We start from the raw sequence: 19,883 nt of genomic DNA, 5'->3' as shown, positions 1-19,883 counted from the left end.
GATCTAAGCGGCAGCGGCTTAGCCGGCGGCGCGGTCCCACGGCGGCAGCGGTCCGCCCAGCTTTTCCACCAAAAAGTCCAGCAGACTGCGCAGCGCCAGCGGCAGCAGGCGGCGCGACGGATACAGCGCATGAATTCCCATCAGCTGCGGCTGCCAGTCTGGCAGCAGCGCCACCAGTTCGCCGCGGCGGACGTAGGGCGCGGCCAGATAGCTGGGTTGCAGGGCGATGCCGCCGCCCGCGACCGCGGCGCACAGCAGCGCGCTGGCTTCGTTGGCGCTGATGGCGCCGCTGACTCTGACCCGCTGTTCCTCTGTGCCCTGGCGGAAGCGCCATTCGCTGCGGCCGAAGTTGCTGTAACTAAGGCAGCGGTGGTTTTCCAGATCCAGCGGATGCCCGGGCATGCCGTGGCGGGCCAGATAAGCGGGCGAAGCCACCGCCAGCGAGCGGCAGTCGCATAGCCGCCGTCCCACCAGGCCCGGATCAGGTTCATTGGTGATGCGGATGGCCAGGTCTATTCTTTCTTCAATCAGGTTGACGGCGCGGTCGCCCAATTGCAGGTCGATGCGCAGCTGCGGGTGGCGTTCGCTGAATTCGGCCATCAAGCCGCCCAGCACCGCTAGGCCAAACGAAGTGCTGGCCGCCACCCGCAACAAGCCGCGCACCTGGCCGTCGCGCTGGCTGGCGTCGGCCCGCACTTCGGCCGCCAGTTCCAGCATCTGCTGGCAGCGCGCCAAGCAGGCCAGGCCGGCGTCGGTGAGCGTGACCTTGCGAGTGGAGCGCTGCAGCAGCCGCACGCCCAGCCACTGTTCCAGCTCGTCGACATAGCGGGTGACCATGGGGCGGGACATGTCGAGTTTGTCGCCGGCGGCGGTGAAGCTGCCCAGCTGGGCGACTTCGGCGAACACTTGCATCGCGGTCAGCCTGTCCATTTATATGCTCGTTTTTTGAAACAATAATGTGCATTTTAAGCCATTTATTGGTGCGATTACTAAGCTTATAGTGTGCGCATCTTCACTGATTCGCAGTGCAACCCCGCCGGCGGGCGCCGGCATAAGACTGAAGGAGTCCCACCATGATCCGTCAAACCCTGATCGCCGCCGCTCTCGCCGCTGCCGGTTTCGCCCATGCGGGCGATCTCAAGCTGTCGGTCTACAACGCCGACAGCAACAGCTTCAACGTCAGCTCGGTGCTGGTGACCGGCGACAAGGACGCCGTGCTGATTGACACCGGCTTCACCCGCGCCGACGCCTACCGCATCGCCGCTCGCGTGCTGGACAGCGGCAAAAACCTGAAAACCATCTACGTCAGCCAGGCCGATCCGGACTACTACTTCGGCGCCTCGGTGCTGAAGCAGATCTTCCCCAAGGCCGAGCTGGTGGCCGCGCCGGAAGTGCTGGCCCACATCAAGGGCAATGTGAAGGGCAAGGTGGCGTTCTGGGGGCCGAAGATGGGCGCCAACGCGCCGCAGGCCAATCCGCTGCTGCCGACTGAAATCAAGGCCGACAAGATCATGCTGGAAGGCAAGGCGCTGGAACTGCGCGACACCAAGGGCGTGATGGCCCACCGCGGTTATGTATGGATTCCGTCCATCCGCGCCATTGTCGGCAATGTCGGCGTGTACTCCGGCATGCATGTGTGGACCGCCGACACCCAGAACGACGCCGAGCGCAAGGGCTGGTACAAGCAGCTGGACGATATGGAGGCGCTGAAGCCGGCCGTGGTGGTGCCGGGCCATATGATCGCCGGCGACAAGATGGACGTATCCGCCATCCGCTACACCCGCGATTACCTGAAAACTTTTGAAGCCAAAAATGCCGCCACCGCCAACAGCGGCGAGTTGATCGAGGCGATGAAGCAGGCCTATCCGAACGCGGCCGAAGTGTCCACGCTGGAACTGGGCGCCAAGGTGCGCAAGGGCGAGATGAAGTGGTAAGCCAGATGAAACTGCATTATTTCTACGACCCACTTTGCGGCTGGTGCTACGGCGCCTCTCCCTTGCTGAAGGTGGCGGCCGCTGTGCCGGGATTGGAATTGATCATGCACGCCGGCGGCATGATAGACGAAGCGGAAGGCCGCACCATCACGCCGGAGTGGCGCGGCTACGTGATGCCGCACGACGCGCGCATCGCCCAGATGAGCGGCCAACCTTTCGGTGACGCCTACTTCAATGGCTTGCTGAACGATATCGGCGCGCCGTTGGCGTCGGACCCGCCCATCGCTGCCATTCTGGCGGCCGGCAAACTGGGCCTGGAGCCGCTGGCCATGCTGGCCCGCATCCAGCGCGCCCATTATCAGGAGGGACGGCGCATCGCCGAATTCGAAGTGTTGAGCGAACTGGCGGCGGAGCAGGGCGCCGACGCGGCGGCATTTGCCCAGGCCTGGAGCGCGGCGCGGACCGAGGCGGAGCGGCATATCGCTGAGAGCCGCCGCCTGATGGCCCAATGGGGGTTGCATGGTTTCCCGTCCGTGGTGCTGGAGCAGGATGGACAACGGGAGCGGCTGGAATTGTCCGCCTGGTTCGGCAGGCCGGAGCAACTGGCAGCCGCCCTGCGGGAACGGTTGCCGAAACCGGCGGCGGCAGATGACGCGCTGTTCTGTACGCCTGACCGTTGCCGCTGAGCATGGGTTGATATCAAGCCGTGTCCCATATGGGACGCGGCTTTTTTATTGGATTTAGAAATTTGGCATTTTGATGTTGAAAATTGATATGGATAGCATAGTCTGAAATACCAATTAAATACCAATTGGTTCAACTCGATACGAGGAGGCAGACCATGCATCAAGGATTCAACAACATTCTGCGCGCCATCGGCCTGGCGCTGCTGCTGTTCTGGGGCCAGATAGCGCAAGCGGACTGCCCGGTCTGGGCCGAGGGCGCGACTTACAAGGTGGGCGATGTCGTCAGCTATAGCAATGCCAATTACACGGCGTTGGTGGCGCATACGGCCTACGTCGGCGCCAATTGGAATCCGCCGGCCACGCCGACCTTGTGGGCGTCGGGCGGCAGCTGCGCCGGCGGCGACCCCACCCCGCCGACGCCGCCGAGTCCTCCCACGCCGCCCAGCCCGCCGCCGAGCAATGGCGCGGCTTTTGCCAAGCATGCTTTGATCGGCTATTGGCACAACTTCGCCAATCCCAGCGGCCCGGCTTTCCCGTTGTCTCAGGTCAGCGCGGACTGGGATGTGGTCGTGGTGGCCTTCGCCGACGATGCCGGCAACGGCAATGTCAGCTTCACGCTGGACCCGGGCGCCGGCAGCGCGGCCCAGTTCTCTCAGGACATCCGCACGCTGCAGGCCAAGGGCAAGAAGGTGGTGCTGTCGTTGGGCGGACAGAATGGCTCGGTGACGCTGAACAACGCCGCCCAAGTGCAGAACTTCGTCAACAGCCTGTACGGCATCCTCACTCAATACGGTTTCGACGGCATAGACCTGGATCTGGAGAGCGGCAGCGGCATCGTGGTGGGCGCGCCGGTGGTCAGCAATCTGGTCAGCGCGGTGAAGCAGCTCAAGGCCAAGGTGGGGCCGAGTTTCTACCTGTCCATGGCGCCGGAACACCCCTATGTGCAGGGCGGCTTCGTCGCTTACGGCGGCAACTGGGGCGCCTATCTCCCCATCATCGACGGCCTGCGCGACGACCTGTCGGTGATTCATGTCCAGTATTACAACAACGGCGGGCTGTATACGCCGTATTCCAACGGCGCGCTGGCCGAGGGCTCGGTGGACATGCTGGTGGGCGGCAGCAAAATGCTGATCGAGGGTTTCCCCATCTCAAACGGCGCGTCCGGCAATTTCAAAGGACTGCGGCCGGATCAGGTGGCCTTTGGCGTGCCGTCCGGCCGCAGTTCGGCTAATTCCGGCTTTGTCACGACCGACATCGTGGCCAAGGCGCTGAGCTGCCTGACCGCCTTGCAAGGCTGCGGCACGGTGCTGCCGGCGCAAGCCTATCCGACCTTCCGCGGCGTGATGACGTGGTCGATCAACTGGGACCGGCACGACGGCTACAGCTTCTCCAAGCCGGTGGCGGCCAGCCTGCATCAGCTGCCGGCGGCGGCGAGCATGAAAAAGGCCGCCGGCAAGAAGCCGGCGGCCCGATAAGCTGGCTGGATGGCCGCTTAGGCGTTCATCTGATAACCGCTGATCTGAGCAGCCGATACCAGGCCGTTCAGGTATTCGTGCATGGCTTGATTGACTGCCAGGTCGGTCAGGTAATGCTGCAGGCGTTCCTTGATCTCGTCGAAGCTGATCTTGCCGCCTTCCACGCGTTGCTCCACCTGAATGATGTGGTAGCCGAACTGGGTTTCCACCAGGTTGGGGGTGATTTCGCCGGCCGCGGTGCTGAACACCGCTTGTTCGAATTCCGGCACCATCTGGCCGCGGCCAAACTGGCCCAGGCTGCCGCCTTGCTTGCCGGACGGGCAGGTGGAATGCTCTTGTGCCAGCGCGGCGAAGCGCGACGGATTGGCCTGGACTTCAGCCAGGATGCCTTCAGCCTTGGCTTTGATCAGGCCGGCTTCCAGGCCTTCGCCCTTGGGCAGCAGGATGTGGTTGGCCACGGCGCTGTCGCCGGCGCTGAAGCGTTCCGGGTACTGTTCGTAGAATTCGCGGCAGCTGGCTTCGTCGATGGTCGGCACCTGCAGCTTGCTGTCCAGCAGCGATTGGATGGCTTGTTGCTCGTCGGAGACGTCCAGGCCTTCGCTCTTGGCCTGCTGCACCAGCAGGGTGTGCAGGATCAGTTGCTGGATCGCGGTGTCGCGCGGGCTGGGCGTGTCGGCATAGTGGTCCAGTTGGGACGCGATCATCTCTTCGCTGATTTCAACGCCGTTGACGGTAATGGTCATGAGAATTTCCTGTGCGGAGCAGCCATCGAGGCGGCATTTCCGAATGAGGCTGCCTGCGGCAGCCGGTGACAAGGGCAGGGCGGGCCTGCGCGACGATGTGCCGGCAAGGTAAGCGGGACGGCGCGGGCTGTCAAGTCCGCCTAAACGAAACGAGGACGGCAAGCCGTCCCCGTTGTTGAAGCATGGCGCGGATTATTGCTGAACCTGGGCCTTGGCCTTCAGATCGGCAACGTATTTCTCGATGCGGGCGCCCATCACGCGCTGGGTCAACTGCGGACGGATGTCATCCAGCGACGGCACGTTGCGCTGGGTGCGCATGTCGTCCAGCTTGATCACGTGCCAGCCGTACTCGGTTTTCACCGGAGAGGCGGTCACTTCGCCCTTGGCCAGTTTGCTCATCGCCTCGGAGAACGGCGCGACAAAGGTGCCGGCTTCCTGCCAGCCCAGATCGCCGCCATTGGCCTTGCTGCCCGGGTCCATGGACTTTTCCTTGGCCAGCTTGTCGAAGGACTTGCCCTTCTTCAGCGCTTCGATCACCGCCTTGGCTTCGGCTTCGGTCTTCACCAGGATGTGGCGCGCGTGGTACTGCTTGGTTTCCGGAACCGAAGCCACCAGCTTGTCGTATTCGGCCTTCAGATCGGCGTCGCTGACCGGGTTGGCCTTCTCAAAGTCTTTGATCAGACGGTTGGCCAGCGCCATCGCCTGCATATTGGCCAGCTCGGCATTGAATTCCGCAGACTTGTCCAGGCCCTTTTTCACGGCTTCCTGGCGCAGCACTTCGGCGGTGATCAACTGGTCTTTGATCTGATCGCGAGCTTGCGGGGTGACATTCTGGCCTTGGGTTTCCATCATCTTGGCCACGGCGTCGATGCGGACGTCGGAGATCTGCTGGCCGTTGACGGTCGGGCCGGCTACGGCGATGGCGCTGCCGGCGAAAGCGGCGACGAGGGCGGTATGCAGCAGGATTTTACGCATTCTGTTTGATTCCTGATTCGGTATCGGGGGTGTTACTGGATCTTGCTCTTGGCGCGCAGGTCTTCCACGGCCTTGGCAATGGCTTCTTCCTGCAACTGGCGGGCGAGCTGAGGCTTGACTTGATCCAGCGACGGCACTTGCGCGTCGCGGATGTCGGCTACCTTGAACACATGCCAACCCAGCTGCGACTGGAACGGCTGGGCGCTGACCTGGCCCTTGGGGATGGCCTTCAGCGCTTCGGCCAGCTTGGGCTCCATGCGAGACAGATTGCCCCAGCCCATGTCGCCGCCGGTTTGCTTGGCGTTGGGATCGATCGAGCGGGTCTTGGCCAGCTCTTCAAACTTGCCGCCCTTCTTCAGTTGGGCGATCAGCTTTTGGGCGTCGGCCTGGCTGGACAGGGTGATCTGGTAGGCGTGCAGTTCCTTGGTGCCGGCGTACTTGGCGACTTCCTGATCGTAGCGGGCCTTGATGTCGGCATCGCTGATGCTGGCCTTGTTGGCGATGTCGGCGAACAGCGCGTCGCGCAGCAGCTCGGAACGAGCTTCGTCCAGGCGTTTGACGAATTCCGGCTGTTTGTCCAGGCCGCGGCGGGCGGCTTCCTGCAGGATGACTTGGCGGCTGATCAGCGAATTCTTCAGCTGTTCGCGCAGCTCCGGGGAGTCTTGCACCCGGCCGCCGTTGCTTTGCACCACATTGGCGACGGCCGCGTCCAGTTCGGACTTGTCGATGGAAACGCCGTTGACCACGGCGATCGATTCGGCGGCTGCCGGCAGACTGATCGAGGCTGCCAACAGCAGCGCGGCGATACGGGAGTGCTTCATGTTAGCCCTTTGGTAGAAATTCAGAGTTCTTCTGGAGTGAGCGCGCGGATGGCCAGCGCATGCACGCGGCTGGTCATCAGTTCGCCCAGGGTTTGGTAGATCAGCCGGTGGCGTTGCACGCGGCCCAGGCCTGCAAAGCGGGCGCTGACTATCGTCAACGTATAGTGGCCGCCACCGCCCTTGGCGCCGGCGTGGCCGGCGTGCAGGGCGCTGTCGTCCTGGATGTCCAGATGCTCCGGCGCAAGCACCTGCAGCGCCGTTTCCAGCAGTTGCACGGTGTCGCTCATGCCGGGAATACCTGGCGGAAGGGCTTGACCTCGACGCTGGCGTAGACGCCGGCGGCGCGGTAGGGATCGGCGTCGGCCCAGGCTTGCGCCTCGGCCAGCGACGGGAATTCGGCGACGATCAGGCTGCCGGAAAAGCCGGCCGGGCCGGGATCGATGCTGTCGATGGCCGGGAACGGGCCGGCCAGCGTCAGGCGGCCGGCGTCCTGCAGCGCCTGCAGCCGGGCCAGATGGTCAGGGCGGGCGGCGAGGCGCTTGTCCAGCGTGCCGGGCGCGTCTGCTGCGACGATGGCATACAGCATTATTTCTTTTCCTCGATGTATTTGGCCAGGAACAGGCTCTGGGCGATCACGAACAGCAGCATCAGTCCCATGCCGCCGAACAGCTTGAAGTTGACCCAGACGTCTTCGCTGAAATGGTAAGCGACGAACAGGTTCAGCGCGCCCATGAAGCCGAAGAAGCCGCACCAGGCCCAGGTGAGCTTGCGCCATACCGGGTCCGGCATGCTGATCTGCTGGCCCATCATCATGCGCAGGCCGTTCTTGCCGGCGAAATCGCTGATCAGCAGACCGCCGCCCATCACCCAGTACAAGACGGTGGGCTTCCACATGATGAAGTGCTTGTCGTGCAAGAGCAGGGTGGCGCCGCCCAGCACCACGATCAGCCCCAGGCTGATCCATTGCATGGTGTCCACCTTGCGGTGCTTGTACCAGGCCCAGGCCACCATGACGACGGTGGCGGCGATGGCCACGCCGGTGGCGACGAACATGTCGCGGGTCAGCCAGTAGGCGCCGAAGAACAGCAGGACGGGGAGGAGGTCGGTAAAAAATTTCATGCGGGTGATTATGCGGGCTGACGCCGGCATATTCAAGCCGCGCCAGCCCGAGTTTTCCTGAGTTAACGGTTAGTTTGTTTGACGACGCTGAGCGCGCTGGCCACCAGGCCGCCGACGTCGGCGACGTTGCTGGGCATGATGATGGTGTTGTTTTCCTTGGCCAATTTGCCGAAGGCGGCGATGTATTGTTCGGCCACTTTCAGGTTGACGGCCTCCAGGCCGCCATCGGTGCGGATGGCGCCGGCGATGCGGTTGATCGCGTCGGCGGTGGCGTCGGCCACCAGGCGGATGGCTTCGGCCTCGCCCTTGGCCTGGTTGATGGCAGCCTGCTTGTTGCCCTCGGAGTTGTTGATGGTGGCCTGCATTTCGCCCTGAGACTTCTGGATGGCAGCCTCGCGCGCGCCGGTGGCCAGGTTGATCTGCTCTACCTTCACGCCTTCGGATTGGGCGATGCGGGCGCGCTTTTCCCGCTCGGCGGTGATCTGCGCCTGCATCGCGTGCAGGATGTCCTGCGGCGGCACCAAGTCCTTGATTTCATAGCGCAGCACCTTGACGCCCCAGTTGATCGCGGCCTCGTCCAGCGAAGCCACCACGGTGCGGTTGATGTCGTCGCGCTCTTCAAAGGTCTTGTCCAGCTCCAGCTTGCCGATGACCGAGCGCAGCGTGGTCTGCGACAGCTGGGTGATGGCGACGATGTAGTTGCTGGTGCCGTAGGAGGCCAGCTTGGCGTCCGTCACCTGGAAGTAGAGGATGCCGTCCACTTTCAACTGAGTGTTGTCGCGGGTGATGCAGATCTGGCTGGGCACATCCAGCGGGACTTCCTTCAGGCTGTGCTTGTAGGCGATGCGGTCGATGAACGGGGTGATGATGTTGAGGCCCGGCGTCAGGGTGGCGTGATAGCGGCCCAGGCGCTCGACGATGAAGGCATGCTGCTGCGGCACGATGGCCAGCGATTTGAAAATGAAGACGACAACGGCCAGGAACAGGATCAGGGCGATTTCCATGGTGGACTCTTATTCGGGTTGTGTGGACGCGATTTTGAACAGATTGCCTTGGCGGCCGGCGATGTAGCCGGTGGCGCCGGCATGCAGCGCCGGATCCAGCAGCTCGGCATCCCACTCCGCGCCGCGGTAATGGATGCGGGCATGGCCTGGCGAGGTGAGCGCAAGGATTTCCACCTGCCGCCCCCAGTCCGGATCATCCTGGGGGCGCGGCGGGGCGGCGATCCGGCGGCGGCGCTGGCGCACCAGCAGCACTCCCGCGATGCCGCTGACGCTGGCGAGCAGCCATTGCCAAAGTTCCGGCGCGCCCAGCCAGGCGGCGAGGCCGCCGCAGGCCATGGCCAAAGACACCATCAGCAGATAGAAGGTTCCGGACATGAATTCGGCGATCAGCGCGACAAGCGCGCCGACCAGCCAGAAGGTGAGGGCTTGCGACATGGGTTTCCCGCTAGATGGCCACGGCGTCATTGTCGGGCCATTCACTGAAAATGACAACGAGCTGAATAATCAGCCTTTGTCAGCTTGCGGGGATTCAGACGTGATCGCGGTCCGGCAAATAGTGCGACAGGTGGATGGCGTCCTCGCTTTGCAGCCAGAACTTCTGGATGAACAGCCAAAGGCCGGCCACTACCAGCGCGGAGGACAGCAGCAAGGTTTTCATGGCGCTTCTCCATGAGATTTCCCGCTTTCAGTCTAGACCGTAATTGGGCGCTCCGCGGCCACGGCGTTACAATGCCCGCCCTATTCAGACTGCTGGGTGCGATAAATGTTCCAACTGGAAGCCATGGCCTGCGCCGAGGTGGAAATCCGCAAGAGCCGCTTCATCGGCATCGTGCAGCCCGTGTCCAGCCGGACGGAGGCGGAAGCGGCGCTGCGCGACATCCGCCAGCGCTGGCCCGATGCCCGCCATTACTGCGCGGTGCTGCTGTGCGCCGGCGATTCCATGCTGGACGACGATGGCGAACCTTCCGGCACCGCGGCCAAACCGATGTATAACGTATTGCAGCATCGTGAAATTGCCAATGTGCTGGCGGTGGTGGTGCGCTATTTCGGCGGCATCAAGCTGGGTGCGGGCGGCTTGGTCAGAGCCTACACTCAAGCTGTCAACGCCGCGTTGGCCGAAGCCAGCTTGCTGCCGGTGGTGCGGATGCGCCGCGTGCGGCTGGCGGTGGATTTTTCCGGCGAAGCCAGGCTGCGCCGCCTGTGCCATGACGCCGGCGCGACGGTGCTGGAACAGCGCTACGCCGAACGGGTCTGGCTGACGGTGGCATTGCCGGAGGCCGGGTTGGACGCGACGCTGGCGGAATTGGCGGACGGCATGGCCGGCGCGCTGGAGGCGAAGCCGGACGATTGACGGCGGATGGGTAAACGGGAGGCAGGCAAGATGACGCAGAAACAGTATCGGCTGGTGACGCGCAGCGATTTCGACGGCTTGGTGTGCGCCGTGCTGCTCAATGAACTGGGTTTGATCAAGGAGGTGCAGTTCGCCCACCCCAAGGACATGCAGGACGGCAAGGTGGAGATCACCGGCGACGACATCACCACCAACCTGCCTTACGTGGCCAAGGCCCATCTGGTGTTCGACCACCACTTGTCGGAGACGCTGCGCAACGCCACGGATGCCGACAACTACGTGATCGACCCGCGCGCGCCGTCTGCCGCCCGGGTGGTGTACAACCACTACGGCGGCAAGCAGACCTTTCCCGGCATCAGCGATGAAATGATGGCGGCGGTGGACAAGGCCGACTCCGCCCAATTCAGCATCGAGGAAATCCTCAATCCCAAAGGCTGGGTGCTGCTGAACTACCTGATGGACGCGCGCACCGGGCTGGGACGTTTCCGCGAGTTCCGGGTGGGCAATTTCCAGTTGATGATGGACCTGATCGGCTACTGCCGAAACCATACGATAGAAGAAATCCTCAGCCTGCCGGACGTGCAGGAGCGGGTCGCCTTGTATCGCGAGCACGAAACCGAGGCCAAGGCGCAGATCCTGCGTTGCGCCAGGGTGCACGGCAATGTGGTGGTGCTGAACCTGCAGAACGAGGAGATCATCCATCCGACCAACCGCTTCATGGTGTATGCGCTGTTTCCGGACTGCAATGTCTCCATCCATGTGATGTGGGGCCTGAACAAACAGAACACCGTGTTCGCCGTCGGCAAATCCATCGTCAACCGCAGCTCGCACAGCAATGTCGGCGCGCTGATGCTGCAGTACGGCGGCGGCGGACACGAGGCGGCCGGCACCTGCCAGGTGCCGCATGATCAGGCGGACGACGTGCTGGACGAGCTGGTGGCGCGCATCCGCGGTTTGGGCTGAGGCGCTTACAGCGAGCGGATCAGCTCCAGCGCCTGGTGCAGGTCGCCGCATACCGCCAGCGCGGCGGCGCGGTCGTCGTCGCTGGGCGACAGCAGGTCCGGCACCAAAATTACCCGCGCGCCGGCGGCCACGCCGGCTTGCAGCCCCATCCGGGAATCCTCCAGCACCAGGCAGCGCTGCGAGGCCACGCCCAATTTGGCGGCGGCGTCGTGATAGACGTCCGGCGCCGGCTTGGTGCGGGCCACCTCGTCGCCGGCCACGGTGACGTCGAAGAATTTTCCCAAGCCGCTGCGTTGCAGCTTGATATCGGCGATATGGCGCCGCGTCGAAGTGGCCACCGCGCGCGGGATGCCTTGTTCCCGGACCCAGTCCAGCAGTTCCAGAATGCCCGTCTTCAGCGGAATGTCCTCATGCCGCAGGATGTGCTGATAATGGCGGTCCGACCCCTTTTGCAGGCGGTCGGCGGCCTCCGCGTCGCCCAGATAGTCCTCGACAAAGCGAATGCAGTTCTGGAACGACATCCCTACCATCGCGTGCAGCATTTCGTCCTGAATCGCTATGCCCAATTCCGCGCCGGCGCGGCGCCAGGTCTCGTTGGATAGCCGTTCGGTATCCAGCATCAGTCCATCCATGTCGAACAGCAGGGCATCGAAACTGCGGGGCATTGCGTCTCCTTCAGGGCTTGGGTTGGTCTGGCTCGATTGTGCGGCCGCGGCGGCGGGCTGTCGAGCGCCTGTTTTTGTCATGGGCCGGCGCGGCGCGCCATGGCTCTGGTATAGTGGCCGGATGCACCGGAAAGGGGAGGATGATGTGCGGTCGGTATTGATAGCGAATCCCAAGGGCGGCAGCGGCAAGTCCACGCTGGCCACCAATCTGGCGGGCTACTTTGCAGCCGGTGGCAAGAAGGTGATGTTGGGTGACGTGGATCGCCAGCAGACCTCCTTGCACTGGCTGTCGCAACGCAACGCGGCGCTGCCGGCGATTGCCGGTTGGGAAGTATTGCCCAACGAGCCCAAGCGGCCGCCCAAGGGCACGGAAGTGGTGGTGCTGGACAGCGCGGCCGGTTTGCGCGGCAAGAAGCTCAGCGCCTTGCTGTCCCAGGTGGGGCATGTGATCGTGCCCATCCAGCCGTCGCCGTTCGATATGTGGGCCAGCGAAGACTTTTTCGAGCAGATGCTGGAAGAGAAGACCATCCGCAAGAACAAGGCCTTCATGGCGGTGGTGGGCATGCGCGTGGACCCGCGCACCCGCTCGGCGCGCGAGCTGGAGCAATTTCTGGCCCGCCACGAAGTGCCGGTGCTGACCTGGCTGCGCGATACCCAGCTGTATGTGCAGGCCGCGTCGGCCGGGATGTCCTTGTTCGATCTGCCGCCTTCGCGCACGGAGCGCGACCGCGAGGCGTGGCAGCCGATTTTGCGCTGGTTGGGCGAAGATCCGCAGGCCTGGTGCGACAAGTAGCAATCATTCTGCCTGATAACTCTTGACGTGGAGAAAAAATCGGCGTAGCTTGTATTCGTAACTGCGTGCGAGCCAAACCAAGGCGTCGCAGGGGAACGCGCAATCGGGAGCCTATACGGCTCCCGTCTTTGTTTGGGGCCCCTGTTTTTTTCGTTCACCTCATTCAAGCTTTGGGAGCACACGCATGATCAAGACCGAACTCAATTACGGCGACGTATACCTGGTACCGAAAAAAACCGTGGTGGACAGCCGCAAGTCGTGCGACACCTCCGTGCAATTCGGCCCGCGCCGTTTTGTCATGCCGGTTTATCCGTCCAATATGAAATCCGTGGTATCGGCCGAGACCTGCGAGTTCTTCGCCCGTCAGGGCTGGTTCTACACCATGCACCGCTTCAATGTCGATTCGGTCGCCTTTACCCGCGACATGCAAGCCAAGGGCCTGTTCGCCTCGATCAGCGTGGGCGTCAACGAAGACACCATCGAGCAACTGGAGGCGCTGCAAGCCGCCGGCCTGCAGCCCGAATACATGACGCTGGACGTCGCCAACGCCTGGTGCGTCAAGGCCGAGCGCATGATCAAGCACATCAAGCAGCATTTCCCCAATACCTTCCTGATCGGCGGCAATGTGGCCACCGCCGAAGCGGCGCGCGATCTGGAAAGCTGGGGTTGCGACGCGATCAAGGCCGGCATTGCCGGCGGCCGCGTCTGCATCACCAAGAACAAGACCGGCTTCCATCGTCCGATGGTGTCCACCGTGCGCGACTGCGTGTCCGCGGTGACGGTGCCGGTGATCGCCGACGGCGGCATCGTCGAGCATGGCGACATCGCCAAGGCGCTGGTGTGCGGCGCCACCATGATCATGGCCGGTTCGCTGTTTGCCGGTTACGACGAGTCGGCTGGCGACATCGTCGAAATCGGCGGCAAGCACTACAAGGAATACTTCGGCAGCGCCTCGCAGTTCAACAAGGGCGCCTACGTCAACGTGGAAGGCAAGAAGATTCTGGTCGAGTACAAGGGCAGCATGGGCAAGCTGCTGCGCGAACTGCAGGAAGACCTGCAATCTTCGGTCAGTTATGCCGGAGGGGATTGTCTGTCCGCCTTGCGCGAGGTGGAGATGATCCAGGTCTACCGTTGATCGGATAGCGCCTGGGGCGAGATGCGGCCGCCGGCTTTTGCCCGCGGCCGTTTTCTTGTCCGCGATCAGTCCGCGCGGGCCAGCGTCGGCCTGTCTTGCGCGGCGACGCTGCGGCATTGCAGCCAGATGGCGCACTCCAGCTGCACGGCGATGGCGTCGTCCTGGTTGCGGGTGGTCCACTTGACCTTCACCACGCCGAAGCCGGGCTGGCTGCCAGAGCGCCTCTTGTCCAGCACCTCCACTTCCACTTGCAAGGTATCGCCGGGGCGCGTCGGCTGCGGCCAGCGCATCTTGTCGATCTGCATGCCGATCAGCCCGTTGGCGGCGCGGCCCAACTCAGATTCCGCCACCAGCCGCATCGTCAGGCTGCTGGTGTGCCACCCGCTGGCGGCCAGGCCGTTGAAGATGGTTTGTTTCGCCGCCGCCGGATCGGTGTGGAACGGTTGCGGGTCGAACTGGCGGACGAAGGCGATGATTTCGTCCTCGCTCAGGGTATGGCTGGCGCTGAAAAAACGCTGGCCGAGCTGCAGGTCTTCGAAGTAGAGCATGATTGAACTTACGTTAACGTAATCAGAAGGCCAGCATAACGGCAGTCGAGCAGATGGTCAAAGAGTGGAATGTATTGATCGGTAAATGTAAATCCAGTCGGTCGAGGCCTCGCCATGCAGTTCTGCCGCTTCGTCCCGTAGTTTGACGAAGCCGTTTTTGCGCAGCACTTGCTGCGAGGCTGGGTGTCGGCTATCGACAGCTGCCAGCAAGGGGCCATATGGCAGCCAGTTTTCCAGCTTGCGAATCAGCCAGGAGACAGCCTCGCTGGCCAGGCCTTGCCCCCAGTGGCTGGGCGCCAGTTTATAACCCAACCACTGGCTGCCGTCTGCAAAGCGGGTGGCCTGCAAGGTGCCAATGACGGTGCCGTCAGCCTTCAGGCGCATCGCCCAGTTCAGCCAGATTTCCCCACTGTCGGCCGGCGCGCCGCCGGCGAATTCGCGGTATTCGGCGCGCATCGATTCCAACGAGCGGTGAGGGCGTTCCGGAATGAAGCGGTACAGCTCCGGATGCTGAAACGACTGGAACAGTTCATCGGCATGCGCTTCCGCCAAGGGCTCGATGCGCAGGCGGTGGGTATCTCCAGATAGCGTCAGGGATGGCATGCGTTGAATTCCAGAGCGGCATGAATGGCGGCGGCAAGCCCTGACGGATTGTCCCAGGCCATCGAGTGGCCGGCATCGGAGACGATGCGGATGGCAATGCCATGCTGCGGCAGCCATTCGGTATCCGGGTCTGGCAGCGAGCGCTCGCCGAAAATCACGTAACGCGGCATGGGCAATGCCAGCAATTGTTCGCGCCAGCTGACCGGGCTGCCTTGGACCAGTCCTTTCGCCGCGCGGTGCACCGCCTGCGGCGAGGCGACCGCCATGCTGCCGGCCCAGTTGGGATTGTCACCCCCAAAAGTTGCGATGATCTCCTGATGGCCCCGGGCGATGTAGTCCTGTTCGTCCCAATTCGCCAGCGCGCGGCTATAGGTGCCGCCGCCGTTGTCCAAGTTGGGCTCGGCCACCACCAGCTGGCGCACGCGGTCCGGCAGCAGCGTGGCCAGTTCTATGGCGACGCTGCCGCCCATGCTGTGGCCGAACAGGTCAACGCCGCGCAAGTCCAGATGTTCGATCCATGGCGCCAGCGCTTGCGCCTGGGCGCGCGGCGTGTAGCTGAAATCTTCCGGCTTGTCGCTGAAGCCGTGGCCCAATAGATCGACCAGCAAGGCGTGGCGGCCGGCCAGGCCGGGTTCCGCCAGCAGGCGAGGGTAGTCGAAGGACGAGGCGCAGCCTATGCCGTGCAGCATGACGAGCGGCGCGCCGTGGCCGGGAATATCGTGATAGCGCAGATGAGCGGCGGGTTGGGTGAGTCGGTGCGATTTCATTATCAAACTTCAGGGCTTAGTTGGTCAGGGCATATAGGGCGGTATCACGCATGCTGCCGTCCGGGGCGATCCGTTCATTGCGCAGTATGCCTTCCAGCTGGAAGCCGGCGCGCTCCGCCACGCGGCGGCTGTCCAGGTTCAGCGTGTCGGGCAGGCAGCTCAGGCGGCGAAATTGCAGCCGCGTCAGCGCGAAGTCGCTCACGGCTTTCACCGCCTCGCCGATCAGGCCCTGGCCTTGCCATGCCCGATGGCACCAATAACCGATTTCAGCTTGTTTGTGCTTCCAGTGGATGGCGTGCAGGCCGGACGCGCCGATGAAGTGGCCGCCCTCTTTCAGAAACAGCAACATCGGCAGGTTCTTGCGCGCCAGATAGTCCACGCGGCCTTGGCGGCAAAAGGTTTCCGAGGCTTCCACTGAGGGTTCTGCCTGCGCCCAGGGCATGGAGGCAGGCCAGGCGCGCAACTGTTCCAGCGTGGCCACGACGCCGGAGTGGACGGCGGGGCCATCGCCAGGCATCGGGCTGCGCAGAATCAGACGGCGGCTTTCGATTTGATCGGGTATGTCCAGCAGGATGGCGCTCACTTAATGCTCCTTGCATTGTGCAATGCAATGGTAACAAAGCGAGCCGGATATTCAAACTAGATTGTTCAGATGCGAAGCGCTGCGATCAGCTCCGCTTCCAGCGCCAACGCGGTCTTGTCGTCTTTGAGCCCCGGGCCGGAAATCAGGAAAGAGTCCTCGGCGCGGCTGCCCAGCGTCATGATCTTGGCCGACTGCACGTTGAGGCGATAATCGGCCAGCACCTTGGCGATGCGGGCCAGCAGGCCGGGGCGGTCGCCGGCCACGATGGACAGGATGAAGTAATTGTCCTTGTCGTCCGGGCGGATGGATACCTGCGGCGTGATCGGGAAATGCTTCAGATGGCGGCTGATGCGGCCTTGCGGCGGCAACTGCAGCGGCTTGTCCTGCGCCAGCGTGGCGGCCAGCTCGAACTCGATGAAGTTGATCATGTCCCGGTAGTCGCCATCGTGATGTTCCGGCACGAAGACATGGAAGGTGTCCAGCGCATATCCGTGGCGCGTGGTATAGACCTTGGCGTCGGCGATGCTGTAATTGGTGCGCCCGAAGAAGGCGCAGGCGCGGGCGAACAGTTCCGGCCGGTCCGGCGAGTAGACCAGTACCTGGATGCCGTCATGGTCGTCGGCCAGCCGCGCCTTGACCTGCGGCGCATCGGGCGCGAGCTGGCGGTTCAAAACGCGGGCGTGCCAGGCGATTTCCTTGGCTTCGTGGCGCAGAAAGTAGACGGTGTCCAGCTGCGCCCACAGTCCGGCTTCCACGCCGTCCGGGATGGCGTGCAGCCGGAGCAGCGCCCGGGCCTGGTTCTTGCGGGCTTCGAGTTCCGAGGCGATGTCGGTTTCGCCGCCGCGCGACAGCACGCGCAGCGTGGCGTGGTAAAGGTCTTCCAGCAGCTTGGCCTTCCAGGCGTTCCACACCTTGGGGCTGGTGCCGCGGATGTCGGCCACCGTCAGCAGGTACAGGGCGGCGAGGCGGCGCGGCGTCTGCACCAGTTCGGCGAAGCGGCCGACGGTTTCCGGGTCGTAGATGTCTTGCTTCTGCGCGATGCTGGACATGGTCAGGTGGTGTTGCACCAGCCAGACGATCAGCGCGCAATCTTCTTCAAGCAAGCCGTGGCTGCGGCAGAAGGCTTCGGCGTCGGCCATGCCCAGCTGCGAGTGGTCGCCGCCGCGGCCTTTGGCGATATCGTGGAACAGGCCGGCCAGGTACAAGGCTTCCGGGCGTTCGAAGTCGTTGATCAGCCGCGACAGAAACGGGTACTCGTGGTTGTAGGCGCTGATGGCGAAGCGTCGCAGATTGCGCACCACCATCAGGATGTGCTCGTCCACGGTGTAGACGTGGAACAGGTCGTGCTGCATCTGGCCGACGATCTGGCCGAAGTTGGGCAAGTATTGCCCCAGAATGCCATACAGGTTCATCCGCCGCAGGGTGCGGGTGAGGCCGGACGGTTCGCGGAATATCTGCAGGAAGGTGGCGCGGTTGCGCGCATCCTGGCGGAAGCGCTCGTTGATCTGGCTGCGGGCGTGCCACAGCGCGCGCAGCATGCGCGGCGCGAAGCCGGACAGCTCCGGGTGGCGCTGCAGCGTCAGAAACGCTTCCAGAATGGCGTGCGGATGCTTGTCGAAGACGTTGACTTCGCGGATGCCCAGCATGCCGTTGACGGCGTGGAAGTATTCGTTGATGTGCTGGGTGACGCGCGGCACCTGGCAGTAGATGCGGCCGCGCAGATTCGGCAGCAGGATGCCGTTGAGCTGGTTCACGGTCTTGGCGGCGCGGAAGTACAGCTGCATCAGCTGCTCGCTGGCGCGCTTGGCCGGGGTGTCGGAGAGGTTCCAGGCCTGGGCCATCTGCTGCTGCAGATCGAAGATCAGCCTGTCCTCGCGGCGGCGGGCCAAGAGGTGCAGGTCGATGCGCAGCTTCTGCAGCTGTTCCTCGCTGTGCTTGATCAGCCGCGCTTCGGCCAGGGTCAGGATGCCGCGCCGCACCAGCGCGTCCCAGTTGTCGCCCAGGCCGGCCGCCTTGCTGATCCACAAGATGGTGTGCAGATCGCGCAGCCCGCCGGGACTTTCTTTCAGGTTGGGCTCGAGATTGTTGCTGACGCCGAAATGCCGGGTGTGGCGTTGTTGCTGCTCGCGCGTTTTGCCCTCGAAGAAGGCCAGCGGATCGCGTTGGGCTTCCAGCTTTTGGATCAGCTGCAGCCACGGCGTGACCGGCCCGGCCACCAGGCGGTTTTCCAGCAGATTGGTCTCGATGGTGATGTCTGACTGCGCCTCGCGCAGGCATTCCGCCTCCGTGCGTACGCTGTGGCCGATCTCCAGGCCGATGTCCCACATCAGGCCGATGAAGCGGGTGACTTTATCGTTGATGTCGGCCGGCGTCGGGTCCGGCAGCAGGATCAGGATGTCGATGTCGGATCCGGGAAACAGCTGGCCGCGGCCATAGCCGCCCACCGCCGCCAGGCTGGCCTCGCCGTCCAGGCCTTGCTCGCGCCACAGGGTTTGCAGCGCCTCATCCACCGCGTGGCAGTAGCGGCGCAGATAGGTTTGAGCGTCGCGCGTTTCGCGGTAGCGCTCGGCCAGTTGTTGTCGCTTGTCGGCCAGCGTCTGCCGCCAGTGTTGCAGAGGAGTGGCCGCAAGCATCATGTCAGCGCCTTTCCTGTTTCGTGATGATGGCGATGCCGCCCAGGAAGAAGATCAGCGTGGGCAGGGTGGCCGACAGGATGGCGTTCCAGTCGTACAGCAGGCCCAGGTGGCCGAACAGGCGGTTCACGAAGTGGAAGCTTACACCCAGGCAAATGCCGGCGAACAGCTTGATGCCGAGTTGCCCATGGCGTCGCTGTTGCGGCGTGAAGGCCAGCGCCACCAGCGCCATCGAAATGCAGGCCAGCGGGTAGAACAGTTTGCTCCACAGCGCGATTTCATAGCGCTGGGTTTGCTGCTTGTTCTTCTTCAGATGCTCGATATAAGTCAGCAGGTTCAGCGCCGACATCTGTTCCGGCACCACCAACAGCACCGACAGAATGGCCGGCTCGACAATCGACTTCCAGCGCAGCGTGGGATAGAAGGCGCTGGTGGTGTGGTCGCTGGAGAGCACGGTTTCCTTGACGTTTTCCAGTTGCCAGACGTGGTCCTGCTTGGAGAAGGTGCCGCGCTCGGCCAATTGGGTGCGCACCAGCTTGAAGTCCTGATCGTAGGTATAGATGCGCACCCCTAGCAGGGTGTTGTCCGGCAGCATTTCGCGCACATTGATGAAGTTCTGATTGTCTTTCACCCAGGTGCCGGAGCGGAATTCGCGCGCGATGATGGAGTGGGTGGCGGTCAGCTTGCCGCGTTCGGCTTCCTGCATCGACCACGGGGCGACGAATTCGCCCAGCACGATGGTCAGCACGGCGAAGCCCAGGCCAAACTTCAGCAGCGTGGCGGCGATCTGTTTCAGCGTGACGCCGGAGGTGCGGATGACCGTGTATTCGCTGGAGCTGGCCAGCTGGGTCATCGCCACCATGCCGCCTATCAAGACGGCCAGCGGCATTAGCTCATAGGCGTGGCCTGGGGCCAGCAGCGCCACATAGGTGGCCATCGCGCCGGCGTTGTAATTGCCGGTACCGAGCATCGGCACCTCGCCCAGCAGGTCGAAAAAGCCGTACAGGCCCAGCAGCGCCAGCAGAGTGAACAGCGTGGACTGGGTCAGCGTGCTGATGATGTAGCGGTGGATCAGTTTCATCGGT

At 63.3% G+C, this 19,883-nt stretch carries 24 protein-coding genes; 7 read left to right on the top strand and 17 right to left on the bottom strand.

The window, feature by feature from the left end; translation table 11 throughout:
- Nucleotides 1–18: 18 nt before the first annotated feature.
- Nucleotides 19–930 (bottom strand): LysR family transcriptional regulator, encoded by a 912-nt coding sequence (locus C2134_RS03985; RefSeq protein WP_103317724.1) that lies wholly within the window; start codon nucleotides 928–930, stop codon nucleotides 19–21.
- A 143-nt stretch (nucleotides 931–1,073) separates the two neighbouring features.
- Here C2134_RS03985 and C2134_RS03980 point away from each other — a divergent pair, with 143 nt between their 5' ends.
- The 3 genes from C2134_RS03980 to C2134_RS03970 all read left to right on the top strand — a co-directional run bounded on the left by C2134_RS03980 (nucleotide 1,074) and on the right by C2134_RS03970 (nucleotide 4,095).
- Nucleotides 1,074–1,934, top strand: a complete 861-nt coding sequence (locus C2134_RS03980) for an MBL fold metallo-hydrolase (protein ID WP_103317721.1) — start codon at nucleotides 1,074–1,076, stop codon at nucleotides 1,932–1,934.
- Between the two features lie 5 nt (nucleotides 1,935–1,939).
- Entirely contained in the window at nucleotides 1,940–2,620 is a 681-nt protein-coding gene (locus C2134_RS03975) for a DsbA family protein (RefSeq protein WP_103317719.1), read from the top strand.
- Between the two features lie 155 nt (nucleotides 2,621–2,775).
- Complete coding sequence (locus C2134_RS03970; protein WP_103317717.1) at nucleotides 2,776–4,095, top strand: chitinase; 1,320 nt, start codon at nucleotides 2,776–2,778, stop codon at nucleotides 4,093–4,095.
- 17 nt (nucleotides 4,096–4,112) lie between these two features.
- Here the strand turns inward: C2134_RS03970 and C2134_RS03965 are convergent, their stop codons facing one another.
- From C2134_RS03965 to C2134_RS22045, 9 genes are all read right to left on the bottom strand, one after another.
- Nucleotides 4,113–4,838 (bottom strand): peptidylprolyl isomerase, encoded by a 726-nt coding sequence (locus C2134_RS03965; protein WP_103317715.1) that lies wholly within the window; start codon nucleotides 4,836–4,838, stop codon nucleotides 4,113–4,115.
- A gap of 192 nt (nucleotides 4,839–5,030) precedes the next feature.
- On the bottom strand, nucleotides 5,031–5,813 hold the full coding sequence (locus tag C2134_RS03960) for a peptidylprolyl isomerase (protein WP_103317713.1): 783 nt from the start codon (nucleotides 5,811–5,813) through the stop codon (nucleotides 5,031–5,033).
- A gap of 32 nt (nucleotides 5,814–5,845) precedes the next feature.
- A complete protein-coding gene (locus C2134_RS03955) occupies nucleotides 5,846–6,634 on the bottom strand; it encodes a peptidylprolyl isomerase (RefSeq protein WP_103317711.1) in 789 nt (262 codons plus the stop codon).
- A gap of 20 nt (nucleotides 6,635–6,654) precedes the next feature.
- Nucleotides 6,655–6,921, bottom strand: coding sequence for a BolA family protein (locus C2134_RS03950; RefSeq protein WP_103317709.1), 267 nt, complete (start codon nucleotides 6,919–6,921; stop codon nucleotides 6,655–6,657).
- Complete coding sequence (locus tag C2134_RS03945; protein ID WP_103317707.1) at nucleotides 6,918–7,220, bottom strand: YciI family protein; 303 nt, start codon at nucleotides 7,218–7,220, stop codon at nucleotides 6,918–6,920. Before C2134_RS03945 ends, C2134_RS03950 begins: the two co-directional genes overlap by 4 nt.
- Nucleotides 7,220–7,753 carry a septation protein A gene (locus tag C2134_RS03940; RefSeq protein WP_103317705.1) on the bottom strand — a complete coding sequence of 178 codons (534 nt, stop codon included), beginning with the start codon at nucleotides 7,751–7,753 and terminating at the stop codon, nucleotides 7,220–7,222. Before C2134_RS03940 ends, C2134_RS03945 begins: the two co-directional genes overlap by 1 nt.
- Nucleotides 7,754–7,815: 62 nt before the next feature.
- Nucleotides 7,816–8,757 carry an SPFH domain-containing protein gene (locus C2134_RS03935; RefSeq protein ID WP_103317703.1) on the bottom strand — a complete coding sequence of 314 codons (942 nt, stop codon included), beginning with the start codon at nucleotides 8,755–8,757 and terminating at the stop codon, nucleotides 7,816–7,818.
- Nucleotides 8,758–8,766: 9 nt separating this feature from the next.
- Nucleotides 8,767–9,192, bottom strand: coding sequence for an NfeD family protein (locus C2134_RS03930; protein WP_103317701.1), 426 nt, complete (start codon nucleotides 9,190–9,192; stop codon nucleotides 8,767–8,769).
- 94 nt (nucleotides 9,193–9,286) lie between these two features.
- Entirely contained in the window at nucleotides 9,287–9,415 is a 129-nt protein-coding gene (locus C2134_RS22045) for a hypothetical protein (RefSeq protein WP_255408070.1), read from the bottom strand.
- A 105-nt stretch (nucleotides 9,416–9,520) separates the two neighbouring features.
- On the opposite strand from C2134_RS22045, the gene C2134_RS03925 reads away from it, so the two are divergent.
- On the top strand, nucleotides 9,521–10,108 hold the full coding sequence (locus tag C2134_RS03925) for an IMPACT family protein (RefSeq protein ID WP_103317699.1): 588 nt from the start codon (nucleotides 9,521–9,523) through the stop codon (nucleotides 10,106–10,108).
- Between the two features lie 30 nt (nucleotides 10,109–10,138).
- Nucleotides 10,139–11,071: an exopolyphosphatase gene (locus C2134_RS03920; RefSeq protein ID WP_103317697.1), complete on the top strand. Its 933-nt coding sequence runs from the start codon at nucleotides 10,139–10,141 to the stop codon at nucleotides 11,069–11,071.
- A 5-nt stretch (nucleotides 11,072–11,076) separates the two neighbouring features.
- Here the strand turns inward: C2134_RS03920 and C2134_RS03915 are convergent, their stop codons facing one another.
- Nucleotides 11,077–11,736, bottom strand: coding sequence for an HAD family hydrolase (locus tag C2134_RS03915; RefSeq protein ID WP_103317695.1), 660 nt, complete (start codon nucleotides 11,734–11,736; stop codon nucleotides 11,077–11,079).
- A gap of 145 nt (nucleotides 11,737–11,881) precedes the next feature.
- Between C2134_RS03915 and C2134_RS03910 the strand changes: the two genes are divergently transcribed.
- Both C2134_RS03910 and C2134_RS03905 read left to right on the top strand, forming a co-directional pair.
- Complete coding sequence (locus C2134_RS03910) at nucleotides 11,882–12,529, top strand: nucleotide-binding protein (protein WP_233196346.1); 648 nt, start codon at nucleotides 11,882–11,884, stop codon at nucleotides 12,527–12,529.
- 184 nt (nucleotides 12,530–12,713) lie between these two features.
- Nucleotides 12,714–13,664, top strand: coding sequence for a GMP reductase (locus tag C2134_RS03905; protein WP_103317691.1), 951 nt, complete (start codon nucleotides 12,714–12,716; stop codon nucleotides 13,662–13,664).
- Between the two features lie 65 nt (nucleotides 13,665–13,729).
- On the opposite strand, the gene C2134_RS03900 is transcribed toward C2134_RS03905, so the two are convergent.
- The 6 genes from C2134_RS03900 to lptG form a co-directional block, all read right to left on the bottom strand.
- The gene (locus tag C2134_RS03900; protein WP_103317689.1) at nucleotides 13,730–14,212 is read right to left on the bottom strand and encodes a MaoC family dehydratase; all 483 of its coding nucleotides are present in this window, start codon (nucleotides 14,210–14,212) and stop codon (nucleotides 13,730–13,732) included.
- 57 nt (nucleotides 14,213–14,269) lie between these two features.
- Nucleotides 14,270–14,815 (bottom strand): GNAT family N-acetyltransferase, encoded by a 546-nt coding sequence (locus C2134_RS03895; RefSeq protein ID WP_103317687.1) that lies wholly within the window; start codon nucleotides 14,813–14,815, stop codon nucleotides 14,270–14,272.
- Nucleotides 14,803–15,582, bottom strand: a complete 780-nt coding sequence (locus C2134_RS03890; RefSeq protein WP_103317685.1) for an alpha/beta fold hydrolase — start codon at nucleotides 15,580–15,582, stop codon at nucleotides 14,803–14,805. Before C2134_RS03890 ends, C2134_RS03895 begins: the two co-directional genes overlap by 13 nt.
- A gap of 16 nt (nucleotides 15,583–15,598) precedes the next feature.
- On the bottom strand, nucleotides 15,599–16,165 hold the full coding sequence (locus tag C2134_RS03885; RefSeq protein WP_103317683.1) for a GNAT family N-acetyltransferase: 567 nt from the start codon (nucleotides 16,163–16,165) through the stop codon (nucleotides 15,599–15,601).
- A gap of 65 nt (nucleotides 16,166–16,230) precedes the next feature.
- Nucleotides 16,231–18,801 carry a [protein-PII] uridylyltransferase gene (locus C2134_RS03880; RefSeq protein WP_103317681.1) on the bottom strand — a complete coding sequence of 857 codons (2,571 nt, stop codon included), beginning with the start codon at nucleotides 18,799–18,801 and terminating at the stop codon, nucleotides 16,231–16,233.
- A gap of 1 nt (nucleotide 18,802) precedes the next feature.
- Nucleotides 18,803–19,879 carry an LPS export ABC transporter permease LptG gene (gene lptG, locus C2134_RS03875; protein WP_103317679.1) on the bottom strand — a complete coding sequence of 359 codons (1,077 nt, stop codon included), beginning with the start codon at nucleotides 19,877–19,879 and terminating at the stop codon, nucleotides 18,803–18,805.
- Between the last annotated feature and the right edge of the window lie 4 nt (nucleotides 19,880–19,883).

This window comes from Chromobacterium sinusclupearum (assembly GCF_002902845.1).
Taxonomy (GTDB): domain Bacteria; phylum Pseudomonadota; class Gammaproteobacteria; order Burkholderiales; family Chromobacteriaceae; genus Chromobacterium; species Chromobacterium sinusclupearum.
Note: the sequence above shows the minus strand (reverse complement) of the source record. Positions and strands in the feature narration are given on the sequence as shown.

Excerpts from the sequence above, each read along its gene's own strand:
- C2134_RS03985 (WP_103317724.1), bottom strand. The coding sequence starts at position 930 with ATGGACAGGCTGACCGCGATGCAAGTGTTCGCCGAAGTCGCCCAGCTG.
- C2134_RS03980 (WP_103317721.1), top strand. The coding sequence starts at position 1,074 with ATGATCCGTCAAACCCTGATCGCCGCCGCTCTCGCCGCTGCCGGTTTC.
- C2134_RS03975 (WP_103317719.1), top strand. The coding sequence starts at position 1,940 with ATGAAACTGCATTATTTCTACGACCCACTTTGCGGCTGGTGCTACGGC.
- C2134_RS03970 (WP_103317717.1), top strand. The coding sequence starts at position 2,776 with ATGCATCAAGGATTCAACAACATTCTGCGCGCCATCGGCCTGGCGCTG.
- C2134_RS03965 (WP_103317715.1), bottom strand. The coding sequence starts at position 4,838 with ATGACCATTACCGTCAACGGCGTTGAAATCAGCGAAGAGATGATCGCG.
- C2134_RS03960 (WP_103317713.1), bottom strand. The coding sequence starts at position 5,813 with ATGCGTAAAATCCTGCTGCATACCGCCCTCGTCGCCGCTTTCGCCGGC.
- C2134_RS03955 (WP_103317711.1), bottom strand. The coding sequence starts at position 6,634 with ATGAAGCACTCCCGTATCGCCGCGCTGCTGTTGGCAGCCTCGATCAGT.
- C2134_RS03950 (WP_103317709.1), bottom strand. The coding sequence starts at position 6,921 with ATGAGCGACACCGTGCAACTGCTGGAAACGGCGCTGCAGGTGCTTGCG.
- C2134_RS03945 (WP_103317707.1), bottom strand. The coding sequence starts at position 7,220 with ATGCTGTATGCCATCGTCGCAGCAGACGCGCCCGGCACGCTGGACAAG.
- C2134_RS03940 (WP_103317705.1), bottom strand. The coding sequence starts at position 7,753 with ATGAAATTTTTTACCGACCTCCTCCCCGTCCTGCTGTTCTTCGGCGCC.
- C2134_RS03935 (WP_103317703.1), bottom strand. The coding sequence starts at position 8,757 with ATGGAAATCGCCCTGATCCTGTTCCTGGCCGTTGTCGTCTTCATTTTC.
- C2134_RS03930 (WP_103317701.1), bottom strand. The coding sequence starts at position 9,192 with ATGTCGCAAGCCCTCACCTTCTGGCTGGTCGGCGCGCTTGTCGCGCTG.
- C2134_RS22045 (WP_255408070.1), bottom strand. The coding sequence starts at position 9,415 with ATGAAAACCTTGCTGCTGTCCTCCGCGCTGGTAGTGGCCGGCCTTTGG.
- C2134_RS03925 (WP_103317699.1), top strand. The coding sequence starts at position 9,521 with ATGTTCCAACTGGAAGCCATGGCCTGCGCCGAGGTGGAAATCCGCAAG.
- C2134_RS03920 (WP_103317697.1), top strand. The coding sequence starts at position 10,139 with ATGACGCAGAAACAGTATCGGCTGGTGACGCGCAGCGATTTCGACGGC.
- C2134_RS03915 (WP_103317695.1), bottom strand. The coding sequence starts at position 11,736 with ATGCCCCGCAGTTTCGATGCCCTGCTGTTCGACATGGATGGACTGATG.
- C2134_RS03905 (WP_103317691.1), top strand. The coding sequence starts at position 12,714 with ATGATCAAGACCGAACTCAATTACGGCGACGTATACCTGGTACCGAAA.
- C2134_RS03900 (WP_103317689.1), bottom strand. The coding sequence starts at position 14,212 with ATGCTCTACTTCGAAGACCTGCAGCTCGGCCAGCGTTTTTTCAGCGCC.
- C2134_RS03895 (WP_103317687.1), bottom strand. The coding sequence starts at position 14,815 with ATGCCATCCCTGACGCTATCTGGAGATACCCACCGCCTGCGCATCGAG.
- C2134_RS03890 (WP_103317685.1), bottom strand. The coding sequence starts at position 15,582 with ATGAAATCGCACCGACTCACCCAACCCGCCGCTCATCTGCGCTATCAC.
- C2134_RS03880 (WP_103317681.1), bottom strand. The coding sequence starts at position 18,801 with ATGATGCTTGCGGCCACTCCTCTGCAACACTGGCGGCAGACGCTGGCC.
- lptG (WP_103317679.1), bottom strand. The coding sequence starts at position 19,879 with ATGAAACTGATCCACCGCTACATCATCAGCACGCTGACCCAGTCCACG.